21 protein-coding genes and 2 pseudogenes are annotated in these 19,176 nt (G+C 68.6%); 7 read left to right on the top strand and 16 right to left on the bottom strand.

Annotated features, from left to right (window positions below; all coding sequences use genetic code 11):
- Window positions 1-82: 82 nt before the first annotated feature.
- Both AB8735_RS37100 and AB8735_RS37095 read right to left on the bottom strand, forming a co-directional pair.
- Window positions 83-682, bottom strand: a complete 600-nt coding sequence (locus tag AB8735_RS37100) for a hypothetical protein (RefSeq protein WP_372412235.1) — start codon at window positions 680-682, stop codon at window positions 83-85.
- A 428-nt stretch (window positions 683-1,110) separates the two neighbouring features.
- Window positions 1,111-1,566 (bottom strand): hypothetical protein, encoded by a 456-nt coding sequence (locus tag AB8735_RS37095; protein ID WP_372412234.1) that lies wholly within the window; start codon window positions 1,564-1,566, stop codon window positions 1,111-1,113.
- A gap of 425 nt (window positions 1,567-1,991) precedes the next feature.
- On the opposite strand from AB8735_RS37095, the pseudogene AB8735_RS37090 reads away from it, so the two are divergent.
- Window positions 1,992-2,204 (top strand): annotated as a pseudogene (locus AB8735_RS37090) (IS5/IS1182 family transposase); the annotation flags it as partial.
- A 169-nt stretch (window positions 2,205-2,373) separates the two neighbouring features.
- Here AB8735_RS37090 and AB8735_RS37085 read toward each other — a convergent pair.
- The 5 genes from AB8735_RS37085 to AB8735_RS37065 all read right to left on the bottom strand — a co-directional run bounded on the left by AB8735_RS37085 (window position 2,374) and on the right by AB8735_RS37065 (window position 5,731).
- Entirely contained in the window at window positions 2,374-3,108 is a 735-nt protein-coding gene (locus AB8735_RS37085) for a DUF3085 domain-containing protein (protein ID WP_372412233.1), read from the bottom strand.
- A 213-nt stretch (window positions 3,109-3,321) separates the two neighbouring features.
- Entirely contained in the window at window positions 3,322-3,777 is a 456-nt protein-coding gene (locus AB8735_RS37080) for a hypothetical protein (protein ID WP_372412232.1), read from the bottom strand.
- A gap of 290 nt (window positions 3,778-4,067) precedes the next feature.
- Window positions 4,068-4,268 (bottom strand): hypothetical protein, encoded by a 201-nt coding sequence (locus AB8735_RS37075; RefSeq protein WP_372412231.1) that lies wholly within the window; start codon window positions 4,266-4,268, stop codon window positions 4,068-4,070.
- Window positions 4,269-5,212: 944 nt separating this feature from the next.
- Complete coding sequence (locus tag AB8735_RS37070; protein ID WP_372412229.1) at window positions 5,213-5,371, bottom strand: hypothetical protein; 159 nt, start codon at window positions 5,369-5,371, stop codon at window positions 5,213-5,215.
- A gap of 21 nt (window positions 5,372-5,392) precedes the next feature.
- Entirely contained in the window at window positions 5,393-5,731 is a 339-nt protein-coding gene (locus AB8735_RS37065) for a hypothetical protein (protein WP_372412228.1), read from the bottom strand.
- A 222-nt stretch (window positions 5,732-5,953) separates the two neighbouring features.
- Here AB8735_RS37065 and AB8735_RS37060 point away from each other — a divergent pair, with 222 nt between their 5' ends.
- Window positions 5,954-6,166: a type II toxin-antitoxin system CcdA family antitoxin gene (locus tag AB8735_RS37060; RefSeq protein WP_372412227.1), complete on the top strand. Its 213-nt coding sequence runs from the start codon at window positions 5,954-5,956 to the stop codon at window positions 6,164-6,166.
- Complete coding sequence (locus tag AB8735_RS37055; protein WP_372412226.1) at window positions 6,163-6,483, top strand: type II toxin-antitoxin system PemK/MazF family toxin; 321 nt, start codon at window positions 6,163-6,165, stop codon at window positions 6,481-6,483. Before AB8735_RS37060 ends, AB8735_RS37055 begins: the two co-directional genes overlap by 4 nt.
- A 268-nt stretch (window positions 6,484-6,751) precedes the next feature.
- On the opposite strand, the gene AB8735_RS37050 is transcribed toward AB8735_RS37055, so the two are convergent.
- The 3 genes from AB8735_RS37050 to AB8735_RS37040 all read right to left on the bottom strand — a co-directional run bounded on the left by AB8735_RS37050 (window position 6,752) and on the right by AB8735_RS37040 (window position 9,990).
- Window positions 6,752-7,795, bottom strand: coding sequence for a DUF4192 domain-containing protein (locus tag AB8735_RS37050; protein WP_372412224.1), 1,044 nt, complete (start codon window positions 7,793-7,795; stop codon window positions 6,752-6,754).
- 1,288 nt (window positions 7,796-9,083) lie between these two features.
- Window positions 9,084-9,434, bottom strand: a complete 351-nt coding sequence (locus tag AB8735_RS37045; RefSeq protein WP_372412223.1) for a hypothetical protein — start codon at window positions 9,432-9,434, stop codon at window positions 9,084-9,086.
- A gap of 124 nt (window positions 9,435-9,558) precedes the next feature.
- Window positions 9,559-9,990, bottom strand: coding sequence for a hypothetical protein (locus AB8735_RS37040; protein ID WP_372412222.1), 432 nt, complete (start codon window positions 9,988-9,990; stop codon window positions 9,559-9,561).
- 1,072 nt (window positions 9,991-11,062) lie between these two features.
- Between AB8735_RS37040 and AB8735_RS37035 the strand changes: the two genes are divergently transcribed.
- Window positions 11,063-11,614 (top strand): transposase, encoded by a 552-nt coding sequence (locus tag AB8735_RS37035; protein WP_372412221.1) that lies wholly within the window; start codon window positions 11,063-11,065, stop codon window positions 11,612-11,614.
- On the opposite strand, the gene AB8735_RS37030 is transcribed toward AB8735_RS37035, so the two are convergent.
- A complete protein-coding gene (locus tag AB8735_RS37030) occupies window positions 11,562-11,705 on the bottom strand; it encodes a hypothetical protein (RefSeq protein ID WP_372412486.1) in 144 nt (47 codons plus the stop codon). The genes AB8735_RS37035 and AB8735_RS37030 overlap by 53 nt on opposite strands.
- Window positions 11,706-12,218: 513 nt before the next feature.
- On the opposite strand from AB8735_RS37030, the gene AB8735_RS37025 reads away from it, so the two are divergent.
- Entirely contained in the window at window positions 12,219-12,371 is a 153-nt protein-coding gene (locus tag AB8735_RS37025) for a hypothetical protein (RefSeq protein ID WP_372412220.1), read from the top strand.
- Between the two features lie 12 nt (window positions 12,372-12,383).
- Here the strand turns inward: AB8735_RS37025 and AB8735_RS37020 are convergent, their stop codons facing one another.
- From AB8735_RS37020 to AB8735_RS37010, 3 genes are all read right to left on the bottom strand, one after another.
- Window positions 12,384-12,527, bottom strand: coding sequence for a hypothetical protein (locus AB8735_RS37020; RefSeq protein WP_372412219.1), 144 nt, complete (start codon window positions 12,525-12,527; stop codon window positions 12,384-12,386).
- 125 nt (window positions 12,528-12,652) lie between these two features.
- Window positions 12,653-13,893 (bottom strand): IS3 family transposase gene (locus tag AB8735_RS37015; RefSeq protein WP_372412218.1). Its coding sequence is split into 2 segments (ribosomal slippage): window positions 12,653-13,569 and window positions 13,569-13,893, totalling 1,242 coding nucleotides; the frame shifts between segments, so codons are not numbered across the junction.
- A 26-nt stretch (window positions 13,894-13,919) separates the two neighbouring features.
- Window positions 13,920-14,210, bottom strand: a complete 291-nt coding sequence (locus AB8735_RS37010) for a hypothetical protein (RefSeq protein WP_372412217.1) — start codon at window positions 14,208-14,210, stop codon at window positions 13,920-13,922.
- A 524-nt stretch (window positions 14,211-14,734) separates the two neighbouring features.
- On the opposite strand from AB8735_RS37010, the gene AB8735_RS37005 reads away from it, so the two are divergent.
- Window positions 14,735-15,385, top strand: coding sequence for a chorismate mutase (locus AB8735_RS37005; protein ID WP_372412216.1), 651 nt, complete (start codon window positions 14,735-14,737; stop codon window positions 15,383-15,385).
- An 804-nt stretch (window positions 15,386-16,189) separates the two neighbouring features.
- Window positions 16,190-17,185: a serine protease gene (locus AB8735_RS37000; protein WP_372412215.1), complete on the top strand. Its 996-nt coding sequence runs from the start codon at window positions 16,190-16,192 to the stop codon at window positions 17,183-17,185.
- 169 nt (window positions 17,186-17,354) lie between these two features.
- Here AB8735_RS37000 and AB8735_RS36995 read toward each other — a convergent pair.
- Window positions 17,355-17,828 (bottom strand): annotated as a pseudogene (locus tag AB8735_RS36995) (transposase); the annotation flags it as partial.
- 341 nt (window positions 17,829-18,169) lie between these two features.
- On the bottom strand, window positions 18,170-19,030 hold the full coding sequence (locus tag AB8735_RS36990; RefSeq protein ID WP_372412214.1) for an SGNH/GDSL hydrolase family protein: 861 nt from the start codon (window positions 19,028-19,030) through the stop codon (window positions 18,170-18,172).
- Window positions 19,031-19,176: the final 146 nt, after the last annotated feature.

Genomic DNA, 19,176 nt, shown 5'->3' with positions numbered 1-19,176 from the left:
GATGCTCCTGGCGGGAAACACGGCGAGGCCCCGCGCCGGGACGGGGATGTCCGGACGCGGGGCCTGCGGGGTGCGGGGTGGGCTAGTTGGTGGTCATGGTGAGCTGTATTCCCTCCTGGTTGTGGGTGATGTGGAGGAGGAGGCGGGTGGCGCCGTCGGCGGCGGCGGTGCGCAGCAGGTCGATCAGGGACTGACTGTCGCTGTCGGTGTCGGGGGCGCTGCCGGTGTCGCTGTCGGGGGCGGGGTCGGGGGCGGGGTCGGGGGCGGGGTGGGTGAGGTCGAGGGTGGTGTGGAGGTCGTTCCGGCCGAGGAGGGGGGAAGGGTCGGTGCCCGGTCCCCAGGTGTCGGCGTAGGCGATGTGGTGCCAGCGGCCGTTGGCGTCACGGGTGTTGGGGGTGTGGTGGTGGATGCCGTTGCTCATGAGGAAGGTGCCGTCGCCCTTGATCCACCACAGGCGGGGCGCGGTTTCGGTGTCACCGGGGCCGAGAGCGTGCTCGGGGGCGGTGACGGCGTGTTCGGCGGCGGCCAGGACCTGGTCGAGGGGGAACGCGAGGGTGCAGTCCTGTCCGGCGGCGGCGGCCTTGGCCCGGTGGGCGTTGCCGAGGACGTCGCGGAGCAGGGTGTCGACGTAGTGGGCGCCGGGCTGCGGGGCGGTTCCAGTGATGGGAGTGTGCTGGGTCATGAGAGGACTCCCTGGCATCGGTCGGGAGGGATAGGGGTGTGGCGGGGCCGCCCGGCGGCGGAGGCCAGGGCAGACGCCGACGCGCGGCGCGGGGCCGGGGCACGGGGGCGCGGCGCGGGGGCGCGGCGCGGGGGCGCGGCGCGGGGCTTGTAGCCCCTGGGGGTGGCGTGAAGCGAAAAAGGGGGGGGCCGGGCCGCCCCTGGGGGGGTGGGGGCGGCCCGGCGGCCGGGGGTGAGGGGATGGTGCGGGAGCATCCCTACCGGCTGTTACCGACACTGCCCCGGGCGGCGCCAAGCCCCGCAAGCCCGTCCCGCTACGGGACGGGGTGCGGACGGCAGGAGCGGCCGGGGGGCGCGTGGTGCGGGCCATGTGGCGACCCCCGGGGCCCCGGGGGATGCGGGGCCCCGGGGCCGGGGGGTGTTGTGGGGTCAAGGGGTGCCGGGGGCGGGAGGGGTGAGGACGAAGGCGAGGCGGTTCGGGGTCGTGCCGTGGGCGGCCTGCGCCTGCCATCCCTTGGCGCGGAACAGGTCGGCCCATCGGTCGGCCTGGGCGACGCGGGTGGCGCGCAGCGCGGGGTATCCGGGGTGGTGGTGCGGGTTGAGCTGCGCATCGAAGTGCGCGAGTTTCAGTTCGAGGATCACGTTCACGCGGTCGCGGGTGAGGGTTTGCGCGTCGACGTGGGCGCCTTCGGTGATGCAGTGGCCGGTGGCGGTGTAGGCGGCGAGCGGTTCTTTGGCCTCGGTGAGGATGGCCAGGGCGTGGGCAACGAGGGCGCGGGCGGTACGTGCCTGCGGGGCGCGTTCGGTGGAGGGCGGGAGGGCGCCGTGGTGGACGGCGGGGGCGGTCAGGTAGTCGGGTAGGTCAATGCTGGTGACAAGAGGCATCGCGGGCTCCGTTCAGTCTGGGTCGGGCGAGGGCGGGGTCAGACGGGCCGTATGTCGAGGGGTGGTGCGGGAGCATCTCCTCCGGCTGTGCTAACAGTGCCCTGGGCGGCGTCAAGGCCCGCAAGGGCCGGCGGCGGGACCGGCGGCGGGACCGGCGGCGGGACGGACGTGCAGCGGCCCCGAGCCCCGGGCGGGTGCCGGGAGTTCGAGGCCGATGGGGGGTGCCAGGGAGGGGCGGTTGATCAGGGCGATGAGGAGAGGTCATGCCGCCGGACACGGGCCGGGCAGGGGGGTGGGGGCTTCAGGGCTGAGGAGTCGACTTGGGCGGGCGGAGCATGAGGAGAGGGTCGCCGCGCCGTGGGGTGGGGGTGAAGCCGTGCCGGGTGTACCAGGCCTGCAGGGCTGCTTGGTCGAGTCCGGGGTGCGCGGGGAGGAGGTCTGCGGGGTGGGGGTGTCCGGGGCCGGGCGGACGGTCCGCTGGTTTCGACAAGACGATCTACAAGCGCAGGAACGAAGTGGAGCGGACCATCTTGGCCCTGAAGAACTCCCGCACCGTGGCCACCAGGTTCGGCAAGCGCGCCCATGTCTTCCACGGCACCGTCACCGTCGCCTCGATCCGGCGCTGGTTTCGTCCGTGACACGCCGGGCGCATCCGGGGCCGATGGCTCCGGATCTGGAAGAATGACTCATGCCCGTGTTTCTCCGTTCAGTCGACACACGGGGTGGTGGGGGCCCTTTGTGAGAGGGCTCCCACCTTTGCGTGTGCCGCCGTGCGCACCCTTGTGCACATGATCCGCTGGACAGGCCCTAGTCGATGATGTGGGTCAGGTGCAGGTACTCGTCGTCGAAGACGATCTGCATCCGGTAGTGGGTGGCACCGTCGGCGGCACCGGCGCGGAGCATGTCGAGGAGCGTGGTGCCGTCCCCGGTGAGAGGGGCGGTCAGGTCGATGGACTGGCAGAAGTCGTCGCCGCCGAGGATGGAGCGGGGGTCGGTGCCCGGTCCCCAGCTGTCGGCGTAGACGGTGTGGGGCAGGCGACCATCCTTGACGCGGACGCCGGTGGACTGCTGGCCGTTGCTCATGAGGTAGGCGCCGTCGTCCTTGACCCACCACAGGCCGGGCGCGGCTTCGCGCTCTCCGTCGCCGAAGGCGTGTTCAGTGGCGTTGGCTGCGTGCTCGGCGACGGCGAGGACCTGGTCGAGGGGGAAGACGAGCGTGCAGTCCCGGTGGGCGGTGTTGGCCATGACGACGTCCAGCAGAGGGTTGGTGCTGGTGTCGGAGATCGGCGGGATGGTCATGGTGCCGAGGAACGCGTTGAGCCAGCCGGGGCGTTGGTCGGCGGGCAGGGCGAGCAGTTGCCGGACCTGCCCGGGGTGGTCGATGGCAGTCTCGATGCTCCCGGGGACAGCGGGCGTGGGTGTGGAAGCGGGCGCGGCACTCGACACCGGCGCAGGGCTGGATGCGGATACCGGCGTGGACACGGGTGCGGGCGTGGGGGTGCTGTCGGGGGTGGGCGCGGGGGTGGGGGTGTTCTGGGTCATGTCGGATTCCTCGCATCAGGTGGGGACGGGCAGGGCGCCGCGGCCGGGGCCGCCCAGCGGCGGGGGTGCAGAGGGGCGGGCGCCAGGCGCGGGATGCGGGGTGATAGTGGATGCCGGAGGGGCTAGGCCGGCAAGGACACGGCAGGGCGGACGTGGGTCGGCCCCGCCCGTGGTGCAGGTGCAGGGGCGGGGCCGGGCGGGAGGGGGCCTCGATCAGATGTGGCAGTCGACCGCGACGAGCAGAGTGTCGGGCGGGAGCGCATCCAGCTGCTCGTTCATGCAGCGGGCGTATTCGGCCCGCTCCTGGGGTGTGTCAGTGCTCTGCCCGAACAGCCCCATCCTTCCGGGTGCTTGCCACACGCCGTCGAGGCCCAGATAAGCGTAGCCGGGAACGGCGTGGTCGGCCCGCTGCTGCATGTAGGCGTCGCGTCCCGGCGCGAAGGTGTCGATGGGGCAGTCCATCCACACGAAGTCACGGGACTGCCGGGCGGCCTTGACCTGGGGCTGTGCGCCGTACTCCTCGCGGGCCTGCCCGATCGTGTAGGAGCCCGGAGCGGCCTCGTGGCGGCTGAGGAACGTCGACCAGCCGTCAGCCTCGGGAAGTCCGGCAACAAGGCGCTGCCACTGGTCGTACTGCTCGCCCGCTGCATGCCGCGTCTCGGCGCGCATCGCAGCGAAATCGAGGAGACCGCGGGGGCCTCCGTCCACCCGCCCGGCCGGGCACGGACCACCGAACACACCCGGCGACCCGACCAGCAGACGCGGATCGTCGGCGGTGTGCGCCTGGAGGATGAAGTAGCCGGTCCAGCGGCCGCCGATCTGCCACCAGTCCCATGTGGCATTCGGGTTGTAGGTGCTGACCTCGTAGGCGCGGCCGTCGTCATCGACGTGCAGGTACGCGCTGCTGTCCTTGTCGTGCTGGTAGCGGGCGTTGACCGCATCGGCGACCTGGTTCCAGGTCAGGGGTCCCTCTGCGGGCAGTTGGCCATCCTCCCGGCACGCCGCGACGACCCAGTAGTCCTCGGCGTTCCCCTCTCGTAGTCGCGGTAGGCGGCGACCACGGTGTCTGCGCCGAACGGCGCGAGCACGTCGTCGAGGACGGCTTCCACCTTGTCGGGGCTGGTGGGAGGAAGCGCAACAAGCAGGCTGAAGTGACTCATGGACCTCTCCTCGGTGATGGCGATAGCGGCAGCGCGCGTCGGCACTGCACGCAGCAGATGGCCGTGAGGCGGCCGATATCCGCAGGTCAATGGGCTTCGGGACGCCGCGACTGCGGTCGGCGCCGGCGAGAGCGACCCTGCCGCGACGCCGGGTTAGCACCGCAAACAGCCGGGCGACCGACGGGCGGACGCAGCGCGGCGGACATGGCACGCGGCAGGCAGGGCGGCCTGCACGGCGTCGGCGCAGCGCGCTCCGCCCTGGGGCAGGGGCCGGGGCAGGGCCTCGGCCAAGCGCCGGGCGCCCGCGCGGAAGCCGTCGAGAAGGATGCGCATCATCGGGTCCGTCCTGCCGGTCACGACCGGAAGGGCGCTCTTCCCCTCCCCCGCCGCTCCCATGGGGCGGCGGTCGTACCCTGGCGCGACGGCCCGCAAGCCGGTCAAGCAGATGGCCGCGGGCGGGACGCGTAGTGATGGAATGGCGGATCGGCGTGCGGCGTCCGGCGTTGCTCTCGGCGTTGGTGTGGGGGTGGCGAGGGGGGGGCGACGGCGAAGGCTTTCACGAGGAACGTGAACGGCCGGTTCCGCGGGGCTGGGATGTGTCACAAGGGGCTCCTTCGATGGGGCCGGGCCGACGGCGGCCGGGCCAGGCGACCGCACCGTGGAGCAGGAACCGGCAAGCCGTGCAACGACCGCCCGCAGCGGAGCGGGGAGCGGCCGGCCCGGCCGCACGCGGTGCCGGACAGAAGAGCGGTTGAAGACCCCGACCGGCCAGGAGCGGCACAACGGCCAGCCGCAACCCGGCCAGCCTCACAGGCGGGAACACGCCCCCGCCCGGCCCCGGCACCCGCAGTGGCCGGGGCCGGGCATGGCACCTTCGAACTCCGGGCGGGAGCCGGGAGTCCGGGGGGCCTCGGCGGCCTGGGGCGGCGTCGGGGCGGCGTGGGTCAGCCGGTACGTCCGGCCCGGGCGAGATCCTTCGGCTGCCGGGCGGAGATGGGCATGTTGAACGCCTCCCGGAACAGAGCGGGCAGGTGGGCAGCGGGGGCTGCCGCAGGGAGCGCGGTGGTGGCCCTGTCGGCGAAAGCGGTGGCGGCCTGTTCCAACAGCGCGTGGGTGCTGCCGGATCAAGCGGCGTCGGTGTGGTGGGGGGGCGCGGTGCGCAGCGTGTCGGCAGCACCGCCGGCCGCCGGGGCGAACGTAGCGGTGAGAGCGTCCTCGCCGAGGGCGGGGAACTGCCTGGCGACAGTGAACGCCACGGCCACCGGTCCGGGGGTGGTCTCCAGCAGAGCTGTTCCACGGCCCGGGGTGGTGTCACCGGTCAGGTCCCACCGCTGGTTGCCAATGACGCACAGGACGAGTCGGACTGAGACAGTCTGGTGGGTGAAGGCGGCGCGCAGCAGCCCGGCCAGAGGCACGAGGCGGACGGCGACCGTGCGGTCGGGGGGTACCGGGAGCGGGATCACCGACGAGGTAGAGCACGACCGCGCATCGGGCACGGACCGGTCCCGGGCGTCAAGCATGGCGATCAACCCGCGACCCGCCTCGGCGGCGAACCCGGACCAGGCCGGCTCCCCCCACCGAGATGATGCCCGGGCGTCGCGGCTGCCCCTGGTGCACCGGGCCGACGAGCCCGGCCTTTCGACCGGCTCCGCATCACGGCGTCATACAGAAGTATGCTTGCCTGTATGAGCACTCGTACGCGCACCACAGTCACCCTGCCGGACGACCTCCTTGCCCATGCCCGTGCCGCTTCCGGCGGGAACTTGTCGGCCTACGTCGAGCAGGCGCTCAGGGCCCAGCAGCTCCGCGACGCAGCCCCTGCCGTACGGGCCTGGCGCGAGAAGGCCGCGAACGACACCGAGGAGCTCGCCGACATCTTCGGCGAGGACGTCGCGTGACGCCCCTGGCCCGCGGCCAGGTCTGGCGCGTCCAGCTGGCCACCAAGAGCCGCGCCGTGGTCATCGTCGAGTCCGATGCCGCCCTGGACGCGCTGCCCGGCACCGCCGTGTGCATGATGATCGACGAGACCCAGGGCGCCCCGGACACCGTCGTCACCATCCCCCTGTCGCATCCCGTGCACGGCGCCGCTGTCGCCGTCGACCTCACCGCGCTGACCGACAAGCGCCTCGCCTCCGGCGAGTTCCTCGGCACCGTCGACACCGAGACCATGAACCGCATCTCCACCGCCCTGCGCATCACCCTGGACCTCACCTGAGACGACGCACAAGGTTCAGGGAGGCGGCCTCGGCACCCGCTTACCGCACGCGCCCCCGGCACGTGGCGACAGGCACGGCAAGAACCCCGAACCCCGGGCGAGAGCCGGGAGTTCGGGGAACTGCGTGCGGAAGCGGTCGGGCCAGCCGGCCGAGCGCCAGGCCGGGCGAGGTCGGTGTGGAGGGCGGGCGGCATGAGGGCGAGGGCGGCCGCGGATCTGGCCGGGGAGCGGGGAATTCGAGTACGAACCGGGGCGGGGTGCGGGCGGGTCAGCTGGTGGAGCGTCCGGCTCGGGCAAGGTCCTTGAGCTGCTGGACGGAGATGGGCAGGTTGAACGCCGCCTGGAGCAGGGCGGGCAGGCGGGCGGCGGGGTCGAGGTGGTGTGCCCGGCGCAGGGCGAGGCGGGCCAGGGCTTGGTCGTCGTCGTACCAGGCGGTGACGGCCAGAAGCGTCAACGGGGCGCAGGCGAGCACTTCGTGGGGGCCGACGGCGGCGGTGGCGAGGTAGGTGAACAGGCGGCGTGCGGCGGGGATGGTGTGGGTGTCGGGCAGGCTCATGGCCCAGTCACGGACCAGGCGGTCCCTCAGGGCGTACAGGAGGGTGGCGGTGTCGGCCACGGGGAGCGCGGTGGTGGCCGGGTCGGTGAAGGCGGTGGCCGCGCGTTCCAGAAGCACGTGGGCGGCGCCAGGCCGTGCGGCGGCGCCGGGGCAATGGGCGGACGCGGCAGTGTCCAGTGCGGTGCGCAGGGTATCGGCGGCGGGGCCGGCCAAAGGGGTGAACGTGGCGGTGAGGGCGTCCTCGCTGGAGGCAGGGCGCCTTCCGGCGACGGTGAACGCGACGGTTGCGGGTCCGGGGGTGGTGTCCGCCAGGGCGGTGCCGGGGCCCGGGGTGATGTCGAGGGTCAGGTCCCACCACTGGTGGCAGCTGATGCACAGGACCAGTTGGACGGTGACGTGGTGGTGGGTGAAGGCGGCGCGCAGGAGCCCGGCCAAGGGCGCGAGATGGGCAGCAACCGTGCGGGCGGGCCGGCCGGGCGCGGGGTCGTCGACGAGGTAGAGCACAACCGAGTCGGGTACGGGCCGGTCCCGATCGTCGAGCATGGAGATCGGCCCGCGGGCCGTCTCGGCGGCGAAGTCGAACCAGGCCGACTCCCCCGCCGGAAGATCCAGGCGGGCGGCGCCGGTGAGCCGGGCGCCGTGGAAGACAGCGACGACCAGGGACGTGCGGGGGCGGTAGCCGAGCAGATACGGCAGAGCCTCGGCAACATCGGCGGGGGTACGCAGACGGACAGTAGCGGACTCGGAACCGGACATACAGGAGACTCCGTTTCAGTGCCGGTGGCGGTGTGGGCTCACCGTGCGGAAGCGGAGGGCTAGCCCAGCAACCGCAGGGCAGGCGGCGCTCCTACCGGCCCTGATAGGGCTCCGCGCAGCTCCCGCTGCCCGGCCACCCGGCAGCACGCGCACAGCACGGCCCCCGCACCGTGAGGCACCGGTACCGGGGGCCAGCGCGAAGACCGGGGGGCCTCATTCACGGGCCGGTGCTCCGCAGTTCTCGCAGCGGGGCTGCTTGTTGGGCCACGGCGGGGTGTGGAAGCGGTGGCCGAAGGGGTGATTGGGGCACAGGCACAGCCATCTGCGGCGGCCGGGCCCGCCGGGCGCGGGCCGAGTGCGCTGAACTTCGCGGTCGCCAGGGCTAGCGCAGCAGGGCGTAGCGCCTGGCGGCGGCCCACCCGGATATGCGCCCCCGGCCCTGTGGGTACGGCGGGCCGCGGCCGGGGCGGTTGTCAGCCGAGTGCCTGGACAGGGTCCCCTCCAGGGCAGTCACAGGCGTTGGCGGCGCGGTCTCGGCGGCCCTCACCACTGCGCCCGCACACGGTGCAGTGCCAGTCCGGTATGTCGGGGTCGGTGACCGGGTGCGTGTCGTGGCGGCTGCGGAGCCGCTCGCACACGGGAGTCTCGGGGCGCAGGTCCGGGCCCCGGCGGCCCCGGCGGGACACAGGAGCAGCCGCACACGTGAGCCGGTTCCCGACCAACCCGACGGCATTGGTGTCAGGGTCGGCACGGGTCAGGACCTGAACGACAGCAAGAGCACAGTCCCCACAACCCGCCGGGGAACCAGCCAGAAGCGGGAAGCGGCTGGCGGGATGGACACCCCGGTCGAGACAGGCCCGAACGCCGGCGTTCCCGTCACGGGCAGGGACACGGGTCTCGGACGGCTCGGCCGTGACGGAGATGGGGATGGGGATGGGGATGGGGATGAACACAGGTGCTCCCTGGCAATGAGGTGCGGGGATGGGACAGCCGGGAAGCGGGGGGTGTCATCGCTCCCCTGGCCGATGAATCCGACGATGGCGCCAGCCGGACAGGGGGCCGGACCTCTGCTCGGTGCGGGACGACTGTGTGACGCGGGAGGGGTAGCCGGGCAAGAGCGGCGGGGCTTCCGGTGGCGAGGGCCGTGAAGGCCTGCGAGGCGGGCCGTGTCGCGCAGAGTGCGACGGCGCAGGAACGGGCTGGGCTCGGATGCGCGGGCGGCCCCCGGCCCGGGACAGGGGGGTGCGTCCCGGCCTGGGGGCCGCGTGGGGCCAGTGCCCGGGCGGGGTCAGTGGCGGCTGGTGGCACAGGTGCCGGTGAGGTTGACCAGGGTGGTGGGCTCCGGGACGGCGGAGAAGCCGACGGAGTCGACGTTGAGGTAGACGATCCAGTGGTCGGGACCGTTGACCTTGACGACGTCGCCGACGGAGACGGAGCAGATGTCGGCGGGCCAGGTCTGGCCGTTGCCGTCGGCGTCCTGGCGGTTGCCGACGGCAAAGGCGGCCTCGGAGATGTCCTCATGAGTGCGGATACGCGGGCTGGTGCGGAAGGCCAGGCGCAGGGGACCGCCGTCGGGACGGGTGGCCTCGGCGAGCGGGTGGTGGCGGTAGCCGAAGAAGCTGTGGCGGGAGGTGTTCATGTCCCGGCCCCGGGCCCGCGCCCCGCGTGGGGCCGGGGGCCGGGGGCCGGGGGCCGGGGGCCGGGGGCCGGGGGCCTGGGGCCTGGGGCCTGGGGCCTGGGGCCTGGGGCCTGGGGCCTTCTGACTATCCCGCCTTGCTGGTTGTGTTGGTTGTCGTAAACTTTGCAGTCCCATTCTTTACTGGCTGAGGGTCTGGGGTCGGCGGAGAACCTGGCTGCTGGGCTGGGGTGCCGACGACGAATTTGGCCGGAAAATCTCCGCCCTTAATCAAGATGTGCTTGCCTTCGCATTTCGTCTTGGATGTCTTATTGGTGGGGGTCAAGGTCAACGTCAGGGTCCCCTGGCCTGGAGTAGTGTACGACCCTGCCGTGTATGCTAACGGGACCTTTAATGATTGAGGAAGCTCATCACCCTCCAGACACACCGCCATTTTCTCCACCTTCATCTTCACACTTGATCCTGCGAGGGGTACAGGGGAGGCGGCGGCCGGAATAATAGTTCCTCCGGGGATTGTCACGGTTAGGGTATCTCCGGTCCTGATGACAAAATCGCCCATATCGTTCTCCAATCGACATTCATCCCCCACAGTGAGTGTAAAATAAAATCGTCAAGGGCGCATGCAGGTTAGGCTAAATGGGTCGCTGGGAGACGGAACTGGCCGTACCGAACGACGCCGAGGCCATCCTGGTCACCACCCGCAAGGCCCGCCCAGCACTGCCCGGCCGCGCAGTCCTGGAGAAACCCGTAGCCGACCTGCCAGGCCCTGGAACGACCCGGCCACCAGCGCCAAGGACCGCAAACGCCTGCTGCGGACCCTGGTCAGCGATATCACGCTGCTGCCCGACGGCGAAGGCGGCGAGGTCTGCATCGCCTGAGCACCCCCCTCGCCGACGCCCTCCAGGCCCGCGTCCGTGACCGTCTCGATCACAGCGGCGAGCCCGACGTCACGGGCGAGGGCAGCAGGCCGTTGCCACCTGACGTCCTGGCCGGCCAGGAGATTCCTGTCCACCAGGGTCGTTGGAGGAGATATGCCCGAAGGGCGCCCCCATGGGGGCGCCCTTCGGGCATATCTCCTCCAACGACCTCTATGGCCTGCGGCCCTGGATCGAGCAGAGCTACAAACAGATCAAGGACGAACTCGGCTGGGCCGACTTCCAGGTCCGCTCCGACCGTGCCATCCGCCGCCACCAGACCCTGGTCACCTGCGCGTTCACCTTCTGCTGGGACCAGTGGTTCGCCCCACCCGGGCCACTGGACGCCACCGCACCGGACCCCTGCCCCGACAACGGGCCAGAGAGGGGGACCCACCACACCCCACCAGCCCCAACCACCCTGCTGGCCCAGGGCCTTACGCGCCGTACGTTCCTGGCTCACCCCCGCGATCACCCCGCAACGCTGGCGGCGAGCCTGGACGGACCAAAGACCCGCCCGCCGAACTCCAAGCCCTGCTCGACGCGGTCACCACCGGCAGACCTCTTGATCCCTACCGCCGGGTTTAACGAACCACCGGTAACTCACCTATAGTTGTATTGAGTTGGGCAGTTGCACACCTTTCAGCCATGGCATTGAGGCCGGGCCTCCTACCTCAATGGGGTGACGCTTCATGATCCCTGCGGTATGCCGGTTTCATGCGGTATGCGCAACGGGGCGGTTACTCGCCTGCCGAGCAGGAGTGGTGCGAACGGCTGCGCCTGAGGGCCGCCGAGTTGTTTGAGCAGGGTGAGAGTACTGATGCGATTGCGGCGGAGGTGTGGGTGACCCTGAGCACGGTGCGGCAGTGGCATCGGCAGTGGCGTGAGGGCGGGGCGGCGGCATTGAGGTCAAAGGGTCCGGTATCGCGGGAGCGTCTGACCCCTGATCAGTGGGAGTGTCTGGAGGCGGAGTTGAAGCGCGGACCACTGGATCACGGCTTCGCTGACGATCAGGGCTGGACACTGAACCGGATCAAGACGGTGATCGGCCGGATGTTTCATGTCCAGTACACCCCCCAAGGGGTCTCGAAGCTGCTCAACAGGCACGGCTGGTCCTGCCAGACGTCCGTGCTGCAGCCCCCGGAGCGGGAGGGGGAAACCGTCGGAGCATGGCCGCTGGTCAGTGCGCCGCGGCGAACCTGGGCGCCAACACCTGCTACGAGGAGGAGGGGAGGCACACCGGAATCGATTTTGCGTAGGGGAGGTTGAGTAGACGGTCGGCGCCGGAGCCTTCGGCGAGGAGAACGCGGCCGTCGCGTTCGAGGATGACCATGGCGTCGATGACGGCGACGTGCGGCATAGTGTCCTCCCGGCGGAGAACTGCGAGGAGCGGGACCCCAGCGGCTGCGGGTGCGCGGGCGGTGCCCGCTGCCCGCCGTCGTTCAGAGCGACGACGTCAAGGAACCGGAGGTCGGCGACACGGGCACCGTCCTCAGGACGTTCACCCGCAAGTTCGCCCTGCCACCAGGGAAACACTCTTGGCCGTACAGCCCGTACCGGGCCCGGTACGGAACATCACGGTGCGCCAGAACGGCCACACCGACATCGCCGCAGCCCTCCCACACCGCCCACGACCACCACCGGCCCCTGACCGCCCTCGGGCTCACCGGACGAACCCGGACAAGACCACTTCACGCAAAGACCCTTCCTGCGCGGGTCCGTGTCCGTCGAACTCGGTCGGCATGTCACAGCAAGAAGATCACCGAGTACGGAATCGAGATCACCCAGGACACACCATCCCGACCACAGACCCGGCCCAACCCACGAGATGATCAAGCTACGCTTCCCGGCATGGTTCTATAGAGTGGGGAGTATGACCGAGCAGGCCATTTATCAGCACCTCCGTGACCATCGTCACGAACTCAGTCACACACCGCGCTTCAGCCCACCAGAGATCAGCCATGGCCAACTCTTGTGGATGATGAGCCCCGCGCTACATCACCAGCGGGTATCCAACCGGCTGTGAGCCCAGCTGGACTCACAGCTGAAAGGCAGCGGCCTCATCATCATGTTCGAGACCGATGTCGAGGATCCCGGTCTTGGGATCCTCCGCATTCCGGACCTTGTCGTCATCGACGAGGAGATGGAGCGGGCCGATGTCGACGCGATCGACCCACGTCATACGCACCTGGCCATCGAGGTCGTCTCCCGTCCCAATCCCGAGAACGACTACGAGGGCACGCTCCGTGACTACCCGGCCATGGGAGTCCCTCACGGGCCTTCACCCTGCGAAGTGGACACCGTTTGTTATGCGGTTGCGGCTAGCGTAGCCGTTCGTTGTTCGTAGTCGATGGGGCTGGTGTGGGCGAGGGCGGAGTGCCGTCGGCGGGTGTTGTAGCGGGTCACCCACCGGAAGACGGCGAGACGGGCCTCGCGCGGTCCTGGCCAGCGTTTCTTTCCATGGAGTGTTTCCCTTTTCATGGTGGCGTTGAAGGATTCGGCGGCAGCGTTGTCAGCGCTGGTGCCGACGGCTCCGCGGGAGCGGGTCACGCCGAGTTCGCGGCATGCGTTCGCGAACTCCTTCGAGCAGTACTGGGCACCGTTGTCGCTGTGGAAGATCGCCCCGTCAAGGTTCCCGCCGCGGGTGCGGGCGGCTGCCCGCAGTGCGTCGGTGACCAGCTCGGTTCGTATGTGGTCGGCGATCGACCAGCCCGCCAGGCGCTTCGAGCACAGATCCAGCACCGTCGCCAAATACAGGAACTTCCCGTCCCCGACCGGCAGATACGTTATATCGCCCACATACTTCGTGTTCGGGGTGTTGGCGGTGAAGTCGCGCTGCAGCAGGTCCGGCACTGGTGCCGGGGACGGTTCGGGCACGGTGGTGCGGACCGTCTTGCGCAGGTGCAGGCCGGTGATGCCGAACTTGCGCATGACGCGGGCGACCTTCTTCTCGTTGATCCGCATGCCATGCGCTTGCCGCAGCTCGGCGGTGATGCGCGGGGCACCGTAGGTGCCGTCCGAGTCCGCATGGATGCCCCGGATCCTGCCGGCCAGGGCCTGGTCCGCACGCTCCCTCTCGGCACATCCCGCGCGCCCGCGCCGCCATTTGTAGAAGCTGGAACGGGCGACTTCCAGTACCTGGCACAACCGCTTCACGCCCCAGGCGCGGTGGTGGTCCTCGATGAAACGGCAGCGGTTCACCAATTCATCTCTGCGGCGAAAAACTTCGTCGCCTTGCGCAGGATGTCCCGCCCGGTGGCCAGCGTCGTGTTCTCCTTCCGCACGGCCTTCAGCTCCGCGCGCAGGGCCGCTATCCCGGCCTCCAGTTCCTCCCGTGTCGTCTCGTCCACGGCCGCCGGCTCCTTCATCGTCTTCCTGGTCGTGCTGTGCTCGCCGCGGCGAGACCGCTCAGCCCTTGCCCAGTCCCGCAGCGTGCCCCGGCTCACTCCCAGGTCCTTCGCCACCCGCATCAGCGAGTGGTCCGGGTCCGACAGGTACAGCGCGACAGCATCCGCCTTGAACTCCGGCGAGTACACCTTCATCACCATACGAGATGACTCCTCCCCGGCCCTGATCACGGGCCGATCGAGGCGTCCACCCCACAGGGGGAGGCCCTGTCGGAGACGACTTGCCTGTTGTGCCCCGCGCGCCGGTGTTTTGCAGAAAACAGTTGCGCGGCGTCCTTCCGGTCCCAGCAGAGGGCGAGGAACCCGTCGACCAGGACGGGCTCGCCGCAGGGCAGCCGGGCGATGCCGAACCCCAACTGCTTGAGGGCACTGCGGATTACCGGCCGCAGCAGCGTGCCGTAGCGTGAGACGGTGGGCTGGGAGGCACCGAAGAGCTCGCCGGCCATCTCCTGCAGCATCGTGCCGCAGCAAGGAAGCAGAGCAGGACCACCGCTTCCACAACGGCAGCACGCGCGGCCGTCCCGTCGTCCGGTCCCAGTCCGGCAGCCGGCGCTCCACCCGGCCGATGAGCAGGGACAGCTGATGTGGGCTCAGTCCGGTAGTACGGTGGAAGCGCATCGGTCCCCTCAAGCGTCCGTATTTGCGGTGACACGTCGTACGGTACGCCGAGGGGACCGATCTCCCTTTCCATAATCAACTATCCAAGATTCGCAGAGTTTTGAATATCCTTCCTGGTCCCCCCGATAGTTCGCCCCCAGACCGGGATCAGCCACACATGACCGACCATGACACAGCTCTGGTCGGCTCCCGCAAGGTCCCGCAGCCCATCGGTCAAGCCCCTGCCTGACTTTCGTCGCCCTTTCGTATAACTTTGGTCATATTTTCCAACCATTCTCGTGCGTCACGATGGTGCCATAAGGAAGCCGGGACCTCTCGACGACCGGGCTGCGCAGCGAGCCCGAGGATATGGAAGGCCAGTACTGTGTTTCTGCATCATGATCAACGAAGCCGTGTAACCCAGCCGTTCGTCACCTTGGTTATAGGCGGACTCCTCGCCCTTGGCCCCATAGCAGCCAGCCCAGCCCACGCCGAGGGACCTCCGGCAACCAGCAGGTCCACCGAGACGAACTACGAGAGCGCCGAGGCGACGAAGGCACTGGCGCGACTCGTCGACCTGGCAGCCGAACGGCTCATGACGGCGGACCAGGTCGCCGCGTCAAAATGGATCTCGGGCAAGCCCATCGAGGACTCCGCACGAGAAGAACAGGTCTTGGAGGCCATGAACGCCGAAGCACAACGGCTCCATCTCGATCAAGCTGTGGTGCGGCAAATCTTCAAGGACCAGATCGAAGCCAATAAGCTTGTCCAGCAAGGACTGCACGACCGGTGGAAAGACTACCCTCAGGAGCGCCCTGACAGCGCACCGGATCTCGACCATATCCGAGACGAGATCAACCGTGCCAACACGGCAATCCTGACGGCCCTGCAGGAGAGCCAGTCCATTCTGCGCACGCCCCTGTGTCCCACACTGCGTGACAACAGTACCGACAGCCTCGTCCACGACCAGCACCTCAACAACCTCCACACACAAGGACTCCAACGGGCACTCTCAGGCATGTGCTCCGCCCAATGACCACCGGCCGCGAAGAACCGCCGGCCCCAGCAACCCTGGCAAACCAAGTTCTGCGGGACCTGTTCAGCGGCAGCAACGCACCCCAGCACATGGACGGAGTTGTGCCTCCTCTCGTAGTGTGGAGATGTCTGCTGTGGGGAAGTTCAATGGCAGAGATACGCAGGACGGGGGGCTGTAACGCTGACCGTGCAGACCTCCTTCACCCACCCCCTCGGCCTTCCGCCTACCCTGACCAGCACCGACAGGACTTTGCATCAGCCCTGGATCTGCTGGTCGGGCTGCCAGATCCGCATCGGCGGCGGGGCTTGCGTCACCCGTTCGTGGCGGTGCTGACTGATTGCCGCCTCGGCCGTGGTGGCGGGCGCGTATTCGTACGCGGCGAACGGGCAGTGGGCAGCAACGCCCCGTAGGGGACTCTGGCCCGGCTCGGCGCATACCTGCCGACCTCCTTGAACATGCGGATAACTCCATCCGCGGTGACGATCCGCCGTTCGTTTTGATGACATCCCTAGTCCAACCGAGCCTTCGAGCTCATTCGATGGGAACCTCAGCTGAAGCGATCTTAAGAATCTTAGGCTTCGCTTAGGGCGCCTTGCTGCACTCTGTGCGTAACTTACGGCTGCTACGCCATCCGGGACGGGACCGATTATGGGGAGAGTCGCTGCCGGGTGACGCACAGGATGACGCGGCCGTGTACCGGCCTGCACCGAGCAGCGTGCAGGATGTCAAGAACCTGGCAGCGCCTCTGCATTCCCTGACGAGGCTGGCTCGGGATCACTTACTCACGATTGAAGGAACATCCGGATGCGCACACAGACTGGGTTCGCGTGCAAAACCGCCGTACCGGTTCTCGGAGCGGTCCTGCTCCTGGGCGCCGTGCCGTCTGCCCTGGCCAACCCCATTGATGAATCTGCTCCAGACACTGTTGTCCAGCCTGCGGCTGTCAGCGCCACGCAGCAGCAGGAAGTCGAAGCGTACTGGACACTCGAGCGCATGATCGCGGTCGGTGCCCCGGGGCCGGAGGACCCGCGCGAACCCACTGATGCGGAGTGGAATAAGGCCGGGCTCGTCTCCAAGGCCGTGGGACGGCTGTTCTTCACCACCCCGTCCGACCACATGGACAGATCCTGCACCGCGACGATCACCAAAGGCAGGACAGGCACCACCGTTGTCACCGCCGCCCACTGCCTCGGCGGTGATCTGCAACGCACCGGTAACCCCACCGACCCGACCTTCAATCCGGGGCAGTGGAACCAGAACCTGTACTTTGTCCCCGGCTACAAGGGCGACGAGCAGAGCAAGGATAAATACATGCCGTACGGTGGCTTCACCGTACGGCAGATGATCACCGATAAGGCGTGGACCACGTCGCGGAATCCGATCGGTGAAGGCCACGATGCTGCAATGGTGACTTTGAACACCGGCAAGGACAAACGCACTGCGGCTGAATCTGCCGGAGCAATGCCCATCGCATTCACCGAAGAGCCAAGTGCCAGCCAGAAAATCTACAATTTCGGCTACCCTTACGAGGGCGAGATTGGGAACAAGAATCAGGGCGCGCGACTGGTAAGCTGCAGCGGCTCAGCCACTGGAGCCCCTGAAGGGGTCCACTCCTCTCTGCGGGAAACATGTCCCTTGGGCCGAGGAGCCAGTGGAGGCCCGCATTTGACCGGATTCGATGAAGGCACCGGTCTGGGCACCATTGTCGGTGTCAATTCCCTAGGGACTGGCGGCCGGATGTACGGGACGCGGCTGGGAAAGACCGCCGAAGCCCTCTACCGCCAAGCCGAATCCCTCTGAACCTGAAAGGGCTCCGCGTTCTCGGAAGACCACGCCCGTGACCATAGAGACAAGCCGTGGTGATCATGTGAGTGTGCTGGCCGCAGGGCGTCAGGGCCGTGTCGAACGGACCGGGACTCCCGTTTAGGACGGATGACCTGCCAAGTCGCCGTCCGAACCGGAGCCCTCGGTCCAGCGGCCGGGACTGCCATTCGGCCATGCCCTCCATCACCGCGTCGGTGATCGTGGAGATGGTCATCTTGGACACCTCGGCGCCGCACACCTCGGCGAGATGAGCCGAGATCTCACCGTGCGTGAGCCCCTTCACGGACAGCGACAGCACCGTCTCATCGACACCGGTCAGCCGGCGCTGGCGCTTCTTGACGATCTGCGGTTCGAACGAGCCCTCCCGGTCCCGGGGCACCTCGATCCCTACCGGACCGACGTCCGTGAGCACGGTCTTGGACCGCTTGCCGTTGCGGGAATTGCCGCCGTTCTTGCCAGCCGGATTGTGCTTGTCATAGCCGAGACGATCGGTCATCTCGCCGTCGAGCGCGGACTCCAGCAGCCGCTTCATCAGTTGCTGCAGCAGCCCGCCCTCACCGGTCAGCTGCAGCCCGTCGGCCTGGGCCCGGGCGACAAGCTCCTCGATGAACGGGAACACTCGTTACCTAGGAGAGGGTCCAGTTCTCGAGATGGCTGATGCAGCGCTCGGCCGCGGAGCGGATCGAGGAGTGGGCCCGGTTGCAGTCCTTCTCCACCGCGGTGAGCGACCGGTGCAGGGGTTCTCGTCATAGACGCGCTCGATCTCGGTCTTGAGCTCCTCGTTCCGCAGCTGCCGTCGGCGTGGCTGGCCCTCGCGCTGGTTGGCCGCGTAGTACGTGGACGGAGCGAACCGCAGCATCTCACAGGCCGGCTCATCCCCGAGTCGCACCGTCCCAGGAGCTCGCCGAACAGCGTGAGGACCGTCGACTCGATACAGACAACCGTCCGCGGATTTCAACGTCAGCTACCTCTCAGCGATTCCAGCACCGCCTCGGCCATCACCCGCTCACCGGTTGTGTCCGGGTGCAGTGGGATCGTCGGATCCATGGGGATGACCCCCTCGATCCATGGGTCGGACGAACAACTGTCGTGCCCCTTTGTCGGGGTGGCAGTGTCGACGTAGGTGACACCGTTCGCTGCCGCCGTCTCAACAAGGTTGCTGTTGAGCCTCCTGAGGACGGAGTACAGGTACGCGGTGTCGCCCATTGTCGTCGGCAGTTTGCCCACACACTTCTTGGCATTCTCGGGCAGGACTGACGGGTACCCGACCACCAGGACCTTCGCACGTGATGCCGTTACGCGGATTCGCTGGAGCGCCTTTGACAGATCCTTCGCGGCCGCGTCGAGGCGTCTGGTCAGCGTGTTTCTGTAGAAGTCGCGGCAGGGGGCACCCTGTGGATTGGTCAGCGCCAGCACGGTACAGGCGGCTACGACGTCGACGAAGCCGAGGTCGGACGTACCAAGGTTGTTGCCGCCGATGGTGAGGGTGACCAGCGTGGTGTCCTGGCTGATGGCGTCAAGTTGCGGGCCGTTGACCGGAATACCCGCGTCTGTCTGGGTGCGTGCGAGCGCCTCGACCTTCGCCCCCGCGCAAGTGACGTCCCGCTGCGAGGTAAAAGCGAGAGCAGTCGCGACGAGATGGCCGTAGCTGTGATCGGAGCGCATACACAGCCCTGCGGCCTGCACGGGGATACCAGAGCCGGCAGCGTACGAGTCGCCAATCGCGACATATGTTCCAGGCCACGAGTGCGCTTCCGTGGTGGGGGTAACCAAAGTAGTCAGGACGACGGCTGCGGCGAGGGCGGATATGGCTCTGGGCACAGAGTTTTCCTCCAGAGCCCTCTCTGCTCGTATAAACTTGCGAGTGGGGGCGGTGAGGTGCTGACGGCGGCACAACGACACGACGGCCTAAACCACTTCCTCATCTGCGTGAGCGTCCCCTGTTTACTCTCTTATCCTGCCCGATG

This window comes from Streptomyces luteireticuli, from assembly GCF_041519305.1.
Classification (GTDB): Bacteria; Actinomycetota; Actinomycetes; order Streptomycetales; family Streptomycetaceae; genus Streptomyces; species Streptomyces luteireticuli.
The sequence above is the reverse complement of the archived record's forward strand: the minus strand, read 5'-3'. Positions and strand labels throughout refer to the sequence as shown.

Excerpts from the sequence above, each read along its gene's own strand:
- AB8735_RS37010 (WP_372412217.1), bottom strand. The coding sequence starts at position 14,210 with ATGCTGCAGGAGATGGCCGGCGAGCTCTTCGGTGCCTCCCAGCCCACC.
- AB8735_RS37085 (WP_372412233.1), bottom strand. The coding sequence starts at position 3,108 with ATGACCCAGAACACCCCCACCCCCGCGCCCACCCCCGACAGCACCCCC.
- AB8735_RS37000 (WP_372412215.1), top strand. The coding sequence starts at position 16,190 with ATGCGCACACAGACTGGGTTCGCGTGCAAAACCGCCGTACCGGTTCTC.
- AB8735_RS37075 (WP_372412231.1), bottom strand. The coding sequence starts at position 4,268 with ATGAGTCACTTCAGCCTGCTTGTTGCGCTTCCTCCCACCAGCCCCGAC.
- AB8735_RS37100 (WP_372412235.1), bottom strand. The coding sequence starts at position 682 with ATGACCCAGCACACTCCCATCACTGGAACCGCCCCGCAGCCCGGCGCC.
- AB8735_RS37080 (WP_372412232.1), bottom strand. The coding sequence starts at position 3,777 with ATGCGCGCCGAGACGCGGCATGCAGCGGGCGAGCAGTACGACCAGTGG.
- AB8735_RS37025 (WP_372412220.1), top strand. The coding sequence starts at position 12,219 with ATGACCGAGCAGGCCATTTATCAGCACCTCCGTGACCATCGTCACGAA.
- AB8735_RS37060 (WP_372412227.1), top strand. The coding sequence starts at position 5,954 with ATGAGCACTCGTACGCGCACCACAGTCACCCTGCCGGACGACCTCCTT.
- AB8735_RS37020 (WP_372412219.1), bottom strand. The coding sequence starts at position 12,527 with ATGACGTGGGTCGATCGCGTCGACATCGGCCCGCTCCATCTCCTCGTC.
- AB8735_RS37030 (WP_372412486.1), bottom strand. The coding sequence starts at position 11,705 with ATGCCGCACGTCGCCGTCATCGACGCCATGGTCATCCTCGAACGCGAC.
- AB8735_RS37050 (WP_372412224.1), bottom strand. The coding sequence starts at position 7,795 with ATGTCCGGTTCCGAGTCCGCTACTGTCCGTCTGCGTACCCCCGCCGAT.
- AB8735_RS37045 (WP_372412223.1), bottom strand. The coding sequence starts at position 9,434 with ATGAACACCTCCCGCCACAGCTTCTTCGGCTACCGCCACCACCCGCTC.
- AB8735_RS37040 (WP_372412222.1), bottom strand. The coding sequence starts at position 9,990 with ATGGGCGATTTTGTCATCAGGACCGGAGATACCCTAACCGTGACAATC.
- AB8735_RS37035 (WP_372412221.1), top strand. The coding sequence starts at position 11,063 with ATGCGGTATGCGCAACGGGGCGGTTACTCGCCTGCCGAGCAGGAGTGG.
- AB8735_RS37095 (WP_372412234.1), bottom strand. The coding sequence starts at position 1,566 with ATGCCTCTTGTCACCAGCATTGACCTACCCGACTACCTGACCGCCCCC.